Annotated in this window: 13 protein-coding genes; 5 read left to right on the forward strand and 8 right to left on the reverse strand. The window is 69.0% G+C overall.

Annotated elements, in window-relative coordinates:
* The first annotated feature begins 81 nt into the window (after positions 1-81).
* Positions 82-1,110 carry a ketopantoate reductase family protein gene (locus G3T37_RS13455; protein WP_163474397.1) on the forward strand — a complete coding sequence of 343 codons (1,029 nt, stop codon included), beginning with the start codon at positions 82-84 and terminating at the stop codon, positions 1,108-1,110.
* Positions 1,107-2,540, forward strand: coding sequence for an amidohydrolase family protein (locus G3T37_RS13460; RefSeq protein ID WP_163474398.1), 1,434 nt, complete (start codon positions 1,107-1,109; stop codon positions 2,538-2,540). Before G3T37_RS13455 ends, G3T37_RS13460 begins: the two co-directional genes overlap by 4 nt.
* Positions 2,541-2,600: 60 nt before the next feature.
* Here G3T37_RS13460 and G3T37_RS13465 read toward each other — a convergent pair whose 3' ends face one another.
* From G3T37_RS13465 to G3T37_RS13475, 3 genes are all read right to left on the reverse strand, one after another.
* Positions 2,601-3,476: an NAD(P)-dependent oxidoreductase gene (locus tag G3T37_RS13465; RefSeq protein WP_163474399.1), complete on the reverse strand. Its 876-nt coding sequence runs from the start codon at positions 3,474-3,476 to the stop codon at positions 2,601-2,603.
* Positions 3,477-3,513: 37 nt separating this feature from the next.
* Positions 3,514-4,890, reverse strand: coding sequence for an NADP-dependent succinic semialdehyde dehydrogenase (locus G3T37_RS13470; protein WP_163474400.1), 1,377 nt, complete (start codon positions 4,888-4,890; stop codon positions 3,514-3,516).
* Between the two features lie 251 nt (positions 4,891-5,141).
* The gene (locus G3T37_RS13475; protein WP_163474401.1) at positions 5,142-5,843 is read right to left on the reverse strand and encodes a TetR/AcrR family transcriptional regulator C-terminal domain-containing protein; all 702 of its coding nucleotides are present in this window, start codon (positions 5,841-5,843) and stop codon (positions 5,142-5,144) included.
* Positions 5,844-5,971: 128 nt separating this feature from the next.
* On the opposite strand from G3T37_RS13475, the gene G3T37_RS13480 reads away from it, so the two are divergent.
* A complete protein-coding gene (locus tag G3T37_RS13480; RefSeq protein WP_163474402.1) occupies positions 5,972-7,000 on the forward strand; it encodes an SDR family NAD(P)-dependent oxidoreductase in 1,029 nt (342 codons plus the stop codon).
* 51 nt (positions 7,001-7,051) lie between these two features.
* On the opposite strand, the gene G3T37_RS13485 is transcribed toward G3T37_RS13480, so the two are convergent.
* The 4 genes from G3T37_RS13485 to G3T37_RS13500 form a co-directional block, all read right to left on the reverse strand.
* On the reverse strand, positions 7,052-7,885 hold the full coding sequence (locus tag G3T37_RS13485; RefSeq protein WP_163474403.1) for an ABC transporter permease: 834 nt from the start codon (positions 7,883-7,885) through the stop codon (positions 7,052-7,054).
* Positions 7,882-8,814, reverse strand: coding sequence for an ATP-binding cassette domain-containing protein (locus tag G3T37_RS13490; RefSeq protein ID WP_163474404.1), 933 nt, complete (start codon positions 8,812-8,814; stop codon positions 7,882-7,884). The genes G3T37_RS13485 and G3T37_RS13490 overlap by 4 nt, the downstream gene beginning before the upstream one ends.
* 30 nt (positions 8,815-8,844) lie before the next feature.
* Positions 8,845-9,690: a DUF4097 family beta strand repeat-containing protein gene (locus tag G3T37_RS13495; protein ID WP_163474405.1), complete on the reverse strand. Its 846-nt coding sequence runs from the start codon at positions 9,688-9,690 to the stop codon at positions 8,845-8,847.
* Between the two features lie 81 nt (positions 9,691-9,771).
* The gene (locus tag G3T37_RS13500; RefSeq protein ID WP_163474406.1) at positions 9,772-10,260 is read right to left on the reverse strand and encodes a type II toxin-antitoxin system HicB family antitoxin; all 489 of its coding nucleotides are present in this window, start codon (positions 10,258-10,260) and stop codon (positions 9,772-9,774) included.
* Positions 10,261-10,395: 135 nt separating this feature from the next.
* Between G3T37_RS13500 and G3T37_RS13505 the strand changes: the two genes are divergently transcribed.
* Complete coding sequence (locus G3T37_RS13505; protein WP_163474407.1) at positions 10,396-11,016, forward strand: NAD(P)/FAD-dependent oxidoreductase; 621 nt, start codon at positions 10,396-10,398, stop codon at positions 11,014-11,016.
* Positions 10,979-11,449 carry a HEPN domain-containing protein gene (locus G3T37_RS13510; protein WP_163474408.1) on the forward strand — a complete coding sequence of 157 codons (471 nt, stop codon included), beginning with the start codon at positions 10,979-10,981 and terminating at the stop codon, positions 11,447-11,449. The genes G3T37_RS13505 and G3T37_RS13510 overlap by 38 nt, the downstream gene beginning before the upstream one ends.
* A gap of 1,403 nt (positions 11,450-12,852) precedes the next feature.
* Here G3T37_RS13510 and G3T37_RS13515 read toward each other — a convergent pair.
* A complete protein-coding gene (locus G3T37_RS13515) occupies positions 12,853-13,098 on the reverse strand; it encodes a hypothetical protein (RefSeq protein WP_163474409.1) in 246 nt (81 codons plus the stop codon).
* Positions 13,099-13,111: the final 13 nt, after the last annotated feature.

Below are 13,111 nucleotides of genomic sequence, written 5' to 3' on the forward strand. Positions count from 1 at the left end.
AGTGTGGCTATACAAACACCAGCGTCGGTGCCGGGGGCCACTCCCTCGCCGACCCGACAGCGAAGAGGGAAAAGAGGAGTGATGCCCAAGAGGATCGCAGTGCTCGGCTCGGGAGCGCAAGGCTCCGGGGTCGGAACCGATTTCGTTCGCGCCGGCTACGACGTCACGTTCATCGAGCAGTGGCCCGCCCACGTCGAGGCCATGCGAACGCACGGGCTGCGGGTCAACCTGCCGGGGGAGAGCATCCTCACCCCGGTGCACGCCATCCACCTCTGCGAGGTCGCGACGCTGCGGGAGAAGTTCGACCTGGTCTTCACCCTCGTCAAGGCGTACGACACCCGCTGGTCGGTCGAACTGATCGCGCCGTACCTCGCCGACGACGGACTCGTGATCGGGCTGCAGAACGGCATGACCATCGACACGGTCGCCGACGTCGTCGGTGCCCACCGCACCATCGGCAGCGTGATCGAGATGGCGTCGAACATGTACGAGCCGGGCATCGCGAACCGGCAGACCCCCACCTCCGGATCGTGGTTCGCGCTCGGCGGCTACGACAGCACGGCCCAGCACCGTGTCGAGGAGGTCGCCGAGGTGCTCCGTCATGCGGGCTCCGTGCAGATCGTCGACGATATTCGCTCGTCGAAGTGGATGAAGCTCGTGGTCAATGCGGGCGAGCTCGTGCCCTCGGCCATCCTCAACCTGCCCCTTAACGACGCCGTGCAGGTGCCGGGCATGCACGATTTCATGCTGGAGGCCTGCCGCGAGGCGGTGCACACTGCGGTCGCCACCGGCAACCGCATGGTTCCCATCTTCGGTCTCGAGGGTATGGACCTCGCCGACCCCGACCGGTTCGTGGTCGAACTCCTCGACGCGGTGCTCACGCAGTTCTCGTCTCCCGACACCCGCACGACCGTGCTGCAGGACTGGGACAAGGGTCGCCACAGCGAGGTCGACGAGGTCAACGGCCTGGTGGTGGATGAACAGGCGAAGCTCGGCGGCACCGCCCCGTACAACGCGCTCACGGTCGAGATCGCCCACCGCATCGAGCGGGGCGAGCTGGAGGCCCGCCCCGAGAACGTCGAACTGCTGGTCGGGCACGTGGCGCGATGAACCGCACGCTCATCACCGACGCGGCCGTCGTGACGGTCGACCCCGCCCTGGGCGATTTCGAGCGGGCGAACATCCTCATCGAGGATGGCACGATCGTCGCGATCGCGCCCGGGCTGGAGGCCGACGCCGAGCGCATCGACGCCAGCGAGATGATCGCGATGCCCGGCATGGTCGACACCCACCTGCACACCTGGCAGTCGCCGGTGCGCGGCATCCTCGCCGACGGCAACATCCCCGACTACCTGCGCGGCATCCGCCTCCAGCTCGCCGAGCGGATGCGTGCGGAAGACATGTACGTGGGCAATTACCTCGGGGCGCTCGACGCCATCAATAACGGCGTCACGTCGATCGTCGACTACTGCCACAACATCCTGACGCCCGACCACGCGCACGCCGCCGTGACCGGGTTGCTCGACTCGGGCATCCGCGGCCTGTACGGGCACGGAATGACCCCCATCACCACGAACACCTGGGGCGAGAGCAAGGGCGGCTCGACCGCCGCGGGCGATCCGGGCGAGTACCAGACGCGCTCCGACCTCGCGCGGGAGATCCGCGACACGTACTTCCGCAGCGAGTCGCAGCCGCTCCGCTTCGGCATGGCGCCGCAGGAGTTCGCGATCACGCCGCCCGAGGAGGTGGTGCGGGAGTTCGCGCTCGCCCGCGAGCTCGGCGCGCGCATCACTCAGCACGCCAATCAGGTCATGGTGCGGCAGCTGTTCCAGGACGTCGAGGTGTTGCACTCGCACGGTCTGCTCGGCGACGACCTCCTGCTCGTGCACTGCACCTTCAACACCGAGCACGAGTGGGAGCTGCTGCGCGACACGGGGACGATGGTCTCGGTGTGCGCCGAGACCGAGATGCAGATGGGCATGGGCTTCCCCGCGATCCGCGAGGTCACCGAGTACACGCCCGGGCCCAGTCTCGGAATCGACTGCGTGAGCGGCACCTCGCACGACATGCTCTCGCACGGCCGCCTCGTGTTGCAGGCCACGCGCTGGCGCGACGACGAGCCCGGCTACCGCCGCATGGTCGCCCCGCAGGTGATGAAGTGGAAGACGGCGGATGCCCTCCGCTGGCTCACCATCAACGGCGCCCGCGCGGCGGGCGTCGGCGACGTGGCGGGCTCGCTCACGCCCGGCAAGCGGGCGGACATCGTGCTGCTCGACATGGCGGGGGTGAGCACCGCGGGCTGGAACCGCCGCGAGCCCGGTGGGGCGATCATCGCGCAGACCAACGCGTCCAACGTCGACACCGTTCTGATCGACGGCCGGATCGTCAAGCGCGGGGGCCGGCTCGTCCACGTCGATGTGAAGGATGCCCTGCGCAAGATGCAGGAATCGCACGACTACCTCTTCGACCAGATGGACCGCAACGGCGGGTTCATCCCGCAGCCTCCGGTGGATATCCCGCTGTACCGCGAGCGCGCGTAGCGGCCGGGCTGCGTGCGCGCGGTGCGCCCGCAGCCGGGCCGAGGCCGGTCGCCTCGGCGGTCAGCCGGCGGAGTTACGGCTGACCTCGGCGATCGCCGACCAGTCCAGTGCCTCGGCACCGGGCTGCGCGAGCGCCGTCTCGAACACCCGGCGCAGCGCCGGCGCGGTCGGCAGGGTGATGCCCACCTCGGCTGCGGCGTCTTCGGCGAGCCCCAGGTCTTTGAGGCCGAGGGGGAGCGTGAAGCCCGCGGGCTGGTACCGGCGGTGGGCGATGATGTCGCCGTAGCCCGTGTAGCTCACTCCGCCGAAGAGGGTGCTCGTCAGCAGCTCGACGAAGCCGCTCGCGTCGACGCCGTGGCTCTCGACGATCGCGATGGACTCGCCGATCGCCTCCATCGCGTGGATGATGTTGAAGTTCACAGCGATCTTCACGAGGTTCGCCTGCGCCGGCTCTTCCCCGATGCGCCAGACCCGCTGACCCATCACGGTGAGGTACGGCAGGACACCGTCGACGAGCGCGGGGTCGCCGCCCGCGAGGATGTTGAGCTTGCCCTCCGCGGCCAGGTTCACGCGCCCGAGCACGGGGGCGGCGACGTAGCCCACGCCGGCGTCCGCGTGCCGGCTGGCGAGAGCGCGCGCGAGAGCGGGGCTCACCGAGGCCATGTTCACGTGCAGCGCCGGTCGCCTGGTCGACGCCGCGAGCGCCTCGGCGCTGAAGACGGCGTCAGCGGCGGCGTCGTTCGCCAGCATCGAGAAGACGAGTCCCGTCTCGAGCGCTTCCGCGGGGCTCTCGGCGGCGACGGCACCGGCCGCCACGAGCGGAGCGGCCGCGGCGGCGCTGCGGTTCCAGACGCGCACCGTGTGTCCGGCATCCACGAGGCGTCGCGCCATCGCGCTGCCCATGGTGCCGAGCCCGACGAATCCGATCTCAGTCATCGATGGTGGTCCCTTCCGTCGCTCGCGATCCCACTCCTCAGCCCTTCCACACGGTCTTGACGTTGCAGAACTCGCGGATGCCCTCGGCGGCGAGCTCGCGACCGAACCCGGAGGCCTTGATGCCACCGAACGGCAGCTCGGGGTAGGAGATCGTCATGCCGTTGATGAAGACGGCGCCCGCCTCGAGCTCGCGCACGAAGTACTCCTCGTCGGCGGCGTCGGTCGTCCAGACCGCGGAGCTCAGACCGAATGTCGTCTGGTTGGCGATGCGCAGCGCCTCCTCGCGCGACTCGAAGCGGTAGAGCGAGGCGACCGGTCCGAAGGTCTCCTCCAGCACGATGCGCATATCGTCGCTCAGGTCGGTGAGCAGCGTGGGCTCGTAGAACCAGCCCGGGCCCTCGACGGCCTTGCCGCCCGCGAGCACGGTGGCACCCTTCGCGATCGCGTCGTCGACGAGTTCGGCGAGGTCGTCGCGGCCGGATGCGGTGGCCACGGGCCCCACGTCGGTCGCCGCGTCCGTCGGGTCGCCCACCACGAGCGCGCGCATCTTCTCCGCGAAGAGCGCGGCGAAGGCGTCGTAGACCTCGCTGTGCACGAGGAAGCGCTTGGCGGCGATGCACGACTGGCCGTTGTTCTGCACGCGAGCCGTGACGGCCTTGGCGGCGGCGGCCTCCAGGTCGGCGCTCGGCATGACGATGAAGGGGTCGGATCCGCCGAGCTCCATGACGCTCTTCTTGATCTCGGCCCCGGCGATCGAGGCGACCGAGCGACCGGCCGGCTCCGACCCGGTGAGCGTGACGGCCTTCACCCGGGGGTCGCGGATGACCGCCTCGACCTCGCGCGACCCGATGAGCAGCGCGCGGAACGACCCCACCGGGAAGCCGCCGCGCTCGAACACGGTGTCGAGGTAGAGGGCCGCCTGCGGAACGTTGGAGGCGTGCTTGAGCACACCCGTGTTGCCCGCCATCAGGGCGGGGGCGGCGAAGCGGATGACCTGCCACAGCGGGTAGTTCCACGGCATGACGGCCAGCACCACTCCGAGCGGCTGGTAGCGCGCGTAGGCGCGGGAGGCGCCGACCGAGGAGGGGTCGGCGAGCGGCTCGTCGGCGAGGAATCCCTCCGCGTGCTCGGCGTAGAAGCGCATGTTCTTGGCGCACTTGAGCGCCTCGGCCTTCGCCTGCGCGAGCGGCTTGCCCATCTCGAGGGTGAGAATGCGGGCGAGTTCATCGGCGTCGGCTTCGACGAGGTCGGCGGCCGCGCGCATCCAGGCGGCGCGCTCCGCGAAGGTCGTGTGATGCAGGGCCTCGAAGGCGGCCTGGGCCTCGCCGATGCGACGGTCGGTCTCGGCGGCGTCGTGCGGGGTGAACTCCTTCACCGTCTCGCCGGTCGCCGGGTTGATGGTCGCGATAGCCATGGTGCTCCTTCGGATGGGTCTGCTGATCGCCCAGGCGAAGACCCGGTGCAGTGGCGGTGTCGATGAGTGCCGCCCCGGTGCTGCGGGGGTGGAGCGTGTCACCGACGTCCGGTACCGCGACGTCTGACGTCTTCGTCCAAGATTGGATACATTATTGCTGATTTCTGGGGCTCAGGCCAGCTTTTTGGTCGACATTGACGCTAATTGGATGCAATTTGCCGCACTAGCGCGTGCCGTCGCGAGGCCGTCGCCTACCGCTCCCCGTCGCGCGCGGCGGCCTCCTCGATCAGCGAGCCGATCCCGCGCACGCACAGTTCGACGTCGAAGGCGAACTGGTCGTCCGGGTCGAGCAGGGCGTGGGCGGCAGCCGCACGGCGGAGAGCCTGCAGCGGGGTGTCGTCGCCGGTGAGAAGCTGCGCCTCGACCTCCTCGGCCTGGCTGCGGCGGGCCTCCGCGTCGGCGGCGGTCGCGCGCCCGGCGCTCAGGGCGAGGTCGACCAGGGTGCCGAGGGCGGCGACCGCGGTGCGCTCATCAAGACCCGCGGCGAACAACGCGCTGAAGAGGCTCTCGGCCGGGGCGAGGAAGAGGGCCTGGTCATCGGCCCGCGGGCTGAGGTGACGGGCGAGCACGCCCATGCGCCCGACCGCGTCGCGCAGGGAGACCGCGAAGTGGCGGGCGGCGTTCGCCCAGTCCCGAGCGTCGACGACGGGCTCAGCCGGATGACCGGCGCGCGTCTGCTCGGCCACCTCCTCGAGTGCGAGCAGGCGGAGCAGGTCATCCCGGCCGCTGACGTGGTAACTCAGACTCTGGCGCTGCACGCCGAGCGAGTCGGCCACGGCCTGGAGCGTGACGGTCTCGGGGTCGAGGGCGCGCGCGGCGGCGACGATGCGGTCGAGGTCGATGGTTCGGGGTCGGCCGCGGCCGCGGGGGTTCGCGGTGTCCTGGTTCGCCATGTCGAGTCCATCATGCCCCCGATTCGACTTTTCTGCATGCGCAGAATATAGGATGGTGGCGCGTCGAGCGAGTCGCCCGGCGCGCGGCGCGAGGGCGCGCCGACCCCACTCGAACGAAGGACACCGTCATGGCGAAGGACAAGCCGCTCACCGCGAAGAGCTCGATCGGATCGTGGCTGAAGCACCCGGTGGGCGGGCCGCTCATCCGTGAACTGCTGAGCCAGGGAGGGGTGGATGAGCGCGTGCTCGCTCCGCTCAAGCTGCTGCCCCTGCAGCAACTGGTCACGATGAGCCAGGGCCAGATGCCGCAGTCGCTCGTCGACGACCTCGTGCTGGGGGCCAACGGGGGAGTGGCGGTCGACCCGGCGGAGGCCGACGACGAAGAGCCCGAGGGCTGGGTCGAGCGCATCACCCCGGGCAGGTTCGCGGGCAAGACGGTCATCGTGACGGGCGCGGCCTCCGGCATCGGCCGCGCCACCGCCACCCGCATCGCGGGGGAGGGCGGTCGAGTGGTCGCCGTCGACATCTCGGCGGAACGGCTCGCGGAGCTGGTTTCCGCGCTGCCCGGTGCCGCTCTCGTCACCGTCGCGGGCGACATCACGCAGCAGTCGAGCATCGACGCGATCGTCGCGGCGGCGGGCGACCGGATCGACGGCCTCGCCAACGTCGCCGGCATCAACGACGACTTCTCGCCCCTGCACGAGACCACCGACGCCATGTGGGAACGCGTCATCGGCGTGAACCTGACCGGCGGGTTCAAGCTCAGCCGGGCGGTCATCCCCGTCATGCTGGCGGCGGGCCGGGGCTCCATCGTCAACGTCGCCTCCGAGGCCGGCCTGCGCGGCAATGCCTCGGGCAACGCGTACACGGTCTCCAAGCACGGCGTGATCGGCCTCACCCGCAGCGCCGCCTTCATGTACGGGCGCGAGGGACTGCGCATCAACGCGGTCGCGCCGGGCGGCGTCGCCACGGGCATCCCGATGCCCGCGCACGTCTCCGAGGAGGGTCAGGCGAAGCTGACGCCGTACCAGACGCAGATCCCGACCCTCGCGACGGCCGAGCAGCTGGCCGCCTCGATCACCTTCCTGCTCAGCGACGACGGCGTGAACATCAACGGCGCGGTGCTCGCCTCCGACGGCGGCTGGTCGGTGCAGTAGGGCCGGGTGGCGGATGCCCGGCGCACGCCCGTGGGCCGCGCCGGGCATCCCTCACCGCACCGACTTGCGCTCGTAGATCGCGACCGACCAGACGGCGCCGCCCAGCGCGATGAGCGCGCTCCAGCCGAGGGCGAGCACCGGGTTCACGCCGAGCGGGGTGCCGAGGAGCAGACCGCGCACGGTCTCGATGAACGGCGTGAAGGGCTGGTTCTGCGCGAACCACTGCAGCCAGACCGGCATCGAGTCGGTCGGGGCGAATCCGCTGCCGAGGAACGGCAGGAAGGTGAGCAGCAGCGGCAGGTTGCTCGCCGTCTCGACGGTCTTCGACTGGATTCCCATCCCGACCGCGAGCCAGCTGATCGCGAACGCGATGACCGCCAGCAGCCCGGCCAGGGCCAGCCACTGCAGCGGGCCGGCGGTGGGGCGGAACCCGATGAGCACCCCGACGCCCAGCACGAACGCGACCGCGATGAACGCCTGGATCGTGTTGCCGAGCACGTGCCCTGCGAGCACGGCCCCGCGCGAGATCGCCATGGTGCGCAGCCGCGCCGTGATGCCCTGTGTCATGTCCATCGAGACGGTCGTGGCGGTGCCGCCCGCCGTTCCCGCGATGGTCATCAGCAGGATCCCCGGCATCACGTAGGCGAGGTAGGCGGCGCGTGCCCCGACCGTCCCCGTGCCGGGCAGCCCCGCGCCGAGCGCGCCGCCGAACACGAAGACGAACAAAAGCAGGAGCACGACGGGCCCGCCGATCACGAAGATCGACAGTCCCGGGTAGCGCACGATGTGCAGCAGCGTGCGGCGGAGCATCGTGACGGAGTCGGCGAGCGCGTGCGAGCGGTGGGCGCGCGGCGATGCCGGGGCGGGGGTGGTGAGCGTGGTCATCCCTCTGTTCCTTTCTGGCCGGTGAGTGCGAAGAAGACGTCGTCGAGGTCGGGCTGGTGGATGCTCAGCTCCTCCACCTCGACGCCCGCCCCGTCGAGGCGGTCGAGCACGGCGCGCAGCGAGTCGACCCCGCCGCGGCTCGGCACCGACAGCGTCAGCAGTTCGTCGTCGCGGTCGGAGTCGTCGAGCATGCGGGCGGCGGTCGCGAGATCACCGGTGGTGGGGAAGCGCAACTGGATATGGCCGCCGGGCACCCGCCGCTTGAGCTCGTCGGGGGTGCCGCTTGCGACGATGCGCCCGCCGTCGAGCAGAGCGATCTGGTCGGCGAGCTCGTCCGCTTCGGCCAGGTACTGCGTGGTGAGGAGCACCGTGGTGCCGTCCCGCACGAGGCCGCGAACAATGTCCCACACGGCGTGGCGGCTGCGCGGGTCGAGGCCGGTCGTCGGCTCGTCGAGCACGATCACGCGCGGGGTCGCCACAAGCGTCATGGCGAGATCGAGTCGCCGCTGCAGACCGCCCGAGTAGGTCGAGAGGGGTTTGCGCGCGACGTCCCCGAGCTCGAACTGCTCGAGCAGTTCGGCGACCCGGGCGCGTGAGCGGCGGGCGCCGAGGTGCCGAAGTCGGGCCATGAGGAGGAGGTTCTCCTCGCCGGTCAGGAGGGTGTCGACCGCCGAGAACTGGCCCGTGAGGCCGATGACGGCGCGCACGGCGTCGGCCTCGCGCACGACGTCGTGGCCGAGGACTCGCGCCGTGCCGGAGTCGGCGCGCACGAGGGTGCTGAGAATGTGCACGGTCGTCGTCTTGCCGGCCCCGTTCGGGCCGAGCAGCGCGGTCACCGTGCCCGCCTCGACCGCGAGGTCGACCCCGTCGAGCACCGTGGTGCCGCCGTAGGACTTGCGGAGTGCCCGCACCTCGATCGCTGTCGTCATGTCGTCGTTCCTTTCTCTCTCGGGTCGCCGTCAGCGGGCGCGCTGCACGGTGATGTTGCCGTACTGGGTGCGGGCGCGGATCGCGACCGACTGTTCGCTGTCGCCCGGGCCGTGGTCGCTCTCCAGCTGGTTGCGCACGTGACCGTCTTTCGAGGCGAGATCGAGCCAGGCCGGCGTGCCCGGCCGAACGCCGACCGTCACCTGACCGAAGCCGCTGTCGAGCTGAACCGACCCGCTCGACACCTCACCCAGCTGGATACTGCCGTAGGCGGTCTTGGCGGTCACCGACCCGAGCGCGGTGGCGAGCTCGAGGTCACCGTAGGAGAGCTTCGCGTCGAGGTCGCCGCCCACCTCCCCGACGAAGACGCTCCCGTGGGATGCCTTGAGGATCGCGTCGCCGGTGACGGTTCCGAGCCGGATCTGCCCGTGGTCGGCCGTGATCTCGGCGGTACCGTCGGCGTGGTCGATGCTCGCGTTGCCGTGACCGGCGCGCAGCCAGAGGTCGCCGACGCCGTCGAGTTCCACGCGCCCCATCGAGTTCTTGACGCGCGTGGCGCCGAGCCGGCCCACCGTGCGCAGGCCGCCGACCGCGAGCTCGCTGGTGAGCCGCGACCCGGCGGGCAGCTCGACCGTGATCTCGACCGACTCGGTCGGCCCGATCCAGCTGATGCGGGGCTTGGGGCCGGCGATGGTGAGCCGGCCGGCGTCGAATTCGACGCGTGTCTCTTCGGCGCCGCGTCGGTCGACCGCCTTGGTGGGGTTCGTCGGTTCTACCGTCACGACGGTGTCGCCGCGCTCGCTGGCGTAGACCTCGATGTTGCCGACCTGCAGCGTGATTGCGAGGTCGATCGGCTCGGGGGTGGTGAATGTGGGCATGCTGGCGCCTCCCTTTCCGTGGGCGTGTCTGTTCCTCCCCGCGGGGTCGCGGGGCTGTGTGGATGCTGCGGTCGGGCGGGCCTAGCGGGCCCAGCCCGCGAAGTTGTCGCCCGAGCGCAGGGTGCGCTGGGTTGATCGTCGCTGTCGGGGGTGCAGCGCGGCGGCGACCGCGCGCACCAGCCAGGTGTTGACCGAGAGACCGTCGGCCGCGGCGGCCTCGTCCACCCGGGCCTTCAGGGCGTCGGGGAGGCGGAGGGTCGTGCGGGAGGTGCTGGCATCGTCGAGGTCGACGGATGCGGTGGGCGGGTCATCCGTCTCGCCCTCGGTCGCCGGGGTGGTCACCACGAACTCGACCTCGCGCCCGCGCAGCCGAAGGTCGACGGAACCGGGTGCGAGGTCGCGCGTGATCTCGCCGACCGCGGCCGAGAGCACGTCGAGCAGCACGAGACGGGTTGCGGCATCGAGGCCGGCGGCGAGCTTCTCGGCGACCGCGCGGGTCTCCTCGTTGCCGCTGTCGGCGCTGCTGACGAGCTGCCGCTGGAGGTCGGTGACGTACTGCGCGAGTTCCATGTCATCACTATGACACCACAGTGGTGTCACGTCAATACCCTGTGGTGTCAAATTGCTGGGATGTGGTGTCACGAGCATCGGCCCGCTCGCGCGGCGGCAGTTTCATTTGTAATAAAACGATAATATGATCGTTTTATGAAGAAAACGGTCTCGGCCCTGTCGCCTCTGCTGCGGTCCACCACGCAGGGCGACCTTCTGGGGGCGCTCATCGTCGACCCGGCGAGAAAGTGGACCATTCGCGAGCTGTCGCAGCACATCGGGTCGTCGTACGCGGGAGTGCACGCCGAGATCGAGCGTTTGGCGCTGGGTCAGGTCGTGCGCGAAGAGCGCGTGGGAAAGGCGCGCGTGGTGTGGGCGAACGAAGGGTACGAGCTGTACCGCCCGCTGGCGGAGATCGTTCTTCACGCCTACGGCCCGCGCGCACTGCTCACCGAGGCGCTGGAGGGAGTGCCCGGCGTCGAGCGCGCGTTCATCTATGGGTCATGGGCGGCGCGCTACGCCGGCGAGTTTGGTGCGCCACCGCAAGACATCGACGTGCTGGTGGTGGGAGACGCGTCGAGGGCGACGCTCGAGGACATAGCCGACACGGTGAGCCGCCGAGTCGGGCGCGAGGTCACCATGACACGCGTGACTGCGGAGAAGTGGGACGCGGGCGACGATCTATTCTTGACGACTATTCGAGAACGACCGCATGTCGAATTGCTCATCGGAGGAACGGATGCTCACGCGCTGGGAGAACGGCCGCGCCGAGATTGATCGGCTGATCGCGCAGGGCCGGCTGTCCAAAGTCGCCGCGAATCGCGACCTCGCCGACAGCTACCTCCAGGCGGCCAGGAGCCATGTTCTGTCGGCGACCGTACTCAGCGGGTCCGACCCGGAGGGCGCCTTCCAGCTCGCCTATGACGCGGCCCGCAAGGCGTTGGCCGCGATCTTGGTCAATCAAGGTCTTCGTGCTGGTGGTCAAGGCGCCCACCTGACAATCTATGAGGCGGTCCGTGCGCAACTCGATCCGCCGAAGGGCAAGGAGATCCGGCTATTCGATTGGATGCGGCGGCTCCGGAATTCGACCGAGTATCCCGACACAGGCGACAAGACTGCTGACGTTGACGACGTCAGCGACGCGATACCGGTCGCGAGGTCGCTCATCGAACTGGCCGAAGGCGTACTCGACGTCATGCCCGTGTACTGAGCCTGTAGTGCAGTCGGCGAGAGTGACGGTGCACCCGGCCCCAGTCACTTCCGATCGCGTCCGACCGACGACGGATTGCTCGCTTCAGGCAGTCGCGGTAGTCGTGGCAGTTCTCTCAACGGTCTCGCGCGGAGCCCGAAGCGGGGGTACGGATCGGGCCAACGCTGGCGCTCTCGGCATCCTGGTCATCTCGTGTGCGATTCGGGCATCTCGACTCGCTCGGTCTGCTCAGTCAGCTCATCGTGCCGCGCGTCGCTAGGGCGTGCCAACAGAAATGCGGGACTGATCGTGTCGGGGCAGCACTACCCTCGAGATCCGGGCCGGATCCCGGCGTCCCGATGAGTCGCGCGTTCGCCGCTTGGCAGGTGAGGGCATCTTCCATGCTCTTCGTTGCTCCTTGAGACTTGAGATAGTGATGCTCGTCAGCGCTATTGATGCGGAATGCGGTCGCGCCCTGCCCCGCCGTTGCCTGATTGATTTGTTTCGTTGTTCATGCCGTATTAGCGATGGTGGTGGGCATGGCTTCGACTCCGTAGGGGTCGCGGTAGCAGTGTCCGACGTGGTGTCTTCTGGGCTTGTGGAACGCATGGAACCATTCGAGAACCTCGATCGCGAGGCGCCTCCGGTTGGTCAGGATCGGTGGTCGACGAGTTCGATTGTCGTCGCCCAAAGAACGATTCCAGGACGGCGTCGAGGTAGCTTCCAGGCGACCTTGCCCATCGATCCTGCGAGACCCTGTTCACTTAGCCGGGCCCCGACCGGCCAAGCGGCGGACGGGCCATCGCGATCCCAGTCAACCGCCGCGCCGACCGATCTTCGAACCCTTCGCGCTATGTCAAGCGCGTCACAACTAGTTCGGCGCGCAGGCGATCGGTGACCCACTCGCCACAGCGGTGACGGCAGCGCGCGTCGGGGCGTGCAGCGCACTGAAGAGCCTGTCCTCACCAGTTCGGTGCGTGGTGTTTTCGGTCATCCATAGGCGATAGGGGGCATTGGCGAGGAAGACCCGCTTCATGCGCCCTTCGAAAGCCGCCTTCACGTGGCAGCCTGTGCCTCGACGCCACCCGCGGTGGCGAACATTCCGCAGCTCGGGCCGTAGAGCAAGCCATTCAACCCGACGATCACTGATCTGCGACTGGAAGCCGAGAACAATATGGGCATGACGACGGAAGGCGCGTCGTGCTCCGGGGCATTCATATGTGAGTCGCGGAGTGTGTCGTTGGGATGAGCATGATGGACATGCAAATTGGCGGACCTCCGGATCCCCGCTCATATTGCACCGACGACTACTCCGTCAGCACCTGATGGATCGCCGCGCCAGAAAGTGCGTCAAGGCTGAGCCGAGGATTACGCCAAGACAAGTTTTGCGAGGACGTTCTGCGTCGCGAGATACCCCCCCTCACCTACTTCAGGATCTCGAACGCCATCGCCAGTGTGCAGATCTCGTGCGGCACGCAACCCGACTCGGCGCGCAAGTCGAGTGATCCCGCCGCTGTCAGCTCCCCGGCATTGGCCTGCGCCGTCAGTCCTTTAAGGCGTGACTCGCGGGCCGCCAGCCCGACCGCGATCTCAGCGCCCGGCTTCTGTCCGCGCCGGGCATACTCCACCGCAGGACGACGGAACTGCTGAGGCTTTGCAGCAAACGTCATCCAGACCAATCAC

Source organism: Galbitalea soli, assembly GCF_010686725.1.
Classification (GTDB): Bacteria; Actinomycetota; Actinomycetes; order Actinomycetales; family Microbacteriaceae; genus Galbitalea; species Galbitalea soli.

What these genes read in the sequence shown, in the direction of transcription:
- G3T37_RS13455 (WP_163474397.1), top strand. Translation starts at nt 82, where the DNA reads ATGCCCAAGAGGATCGCAGTGCTCGGCTCGGGAGCGCAAGGCTCCGGG.
- G3T37_RS13460 (WP_163474398.1), top strand. Translation starts at nt 1,107, where the DNA reads ATGAACCGCACGCTCATCACCGACGCGGCCGTCGTGACGGTCGACCCC.
- G3T37_RS13465 (WP_163474399.1), bottom strand. Translation starts at nt 3,476, where the DNA reads ATGACTGAGATCGGATTCGTCGGGCTCGGCACCATGGGCAGCGCGATG.
- G3T37_RS13470 (WP_163474400.1), bottom strand. Translation starts at nt 4,890, where the DNA reads ATGGCTATCGCGACCATCAACCCGGCGACCGGCGAGACGGTGAAGGAG.
- G3T37_RS13475 (WP_163474401.1), bottom strand. Translation starts at nt 5,843, where the DNA reads ATGGCGAACCAGGACACCGCGAACCCCCGCGGCCGCGGCCGACCCCGA.
- G3T37_RS13480 (WP_163474402.1), top strand. Translation starts at nt 5,972, where the DNA reads ATGGCGAAGGACAAGCCGCTCACCGCGAAGAGCTCGATCGGATCGTGG.
- G3T37_RS13485 (WP_163474403.1), bottom strand. Translation starts at nt 7,885, where the DNA reads ATGACCACGCTCACCACCCCCGCCCCGGCATCGCCGCGCGCCCACCGC.
- G3T37_RS13490 (WP_163474404.1), bottom strand. Translation starts at nt 8,814, where the DNA reads ATGACGACAGCGATCGAGGTGCGGGCACTCCGCAAGTCCTACGGCGGC.
- G3T37_RS13495 (WP_163474405.1), bottom strand. Translation starts at nt 9,690, where the DNA reads ATGCCCACATTCACCACCCCCGAGCCGATCGACCTCGCAATCACGCTG.
- G3T37_RS13500 (WP_163474406.1), bottom strand. Translation starts at nt 10,260, where the DNA reads ATGGAACTCGCGCAGTACGTCACCGACCTCCAGCGGCAGCTCGTCAGC.
- G3T37_RS13505 (WP_163474407.1), top strand. Translation starts at nt 10,396, where the DNA reads ATGAAGAAAACGGTCTCGGCCCTGTCGCCTCTGCTGCGGTCCACCACG.
- G3T37_RS13510 (WP_163474408.1), top strand. Translation starts at nt 10,979, where the DNA reads ATGCTCACGCGCTGGGAGAACGGCCGCGCCGAGATTGATCGGCTGATC.
- G3T37_RS13515 (WP_163474409.1), bottom strand. Translation starts at nt 13,098, where the DNA reads ATGACGTTTGCTGCAAAGCCTCAGCAGTTCCGTCGTCCTGCGGTGGAG.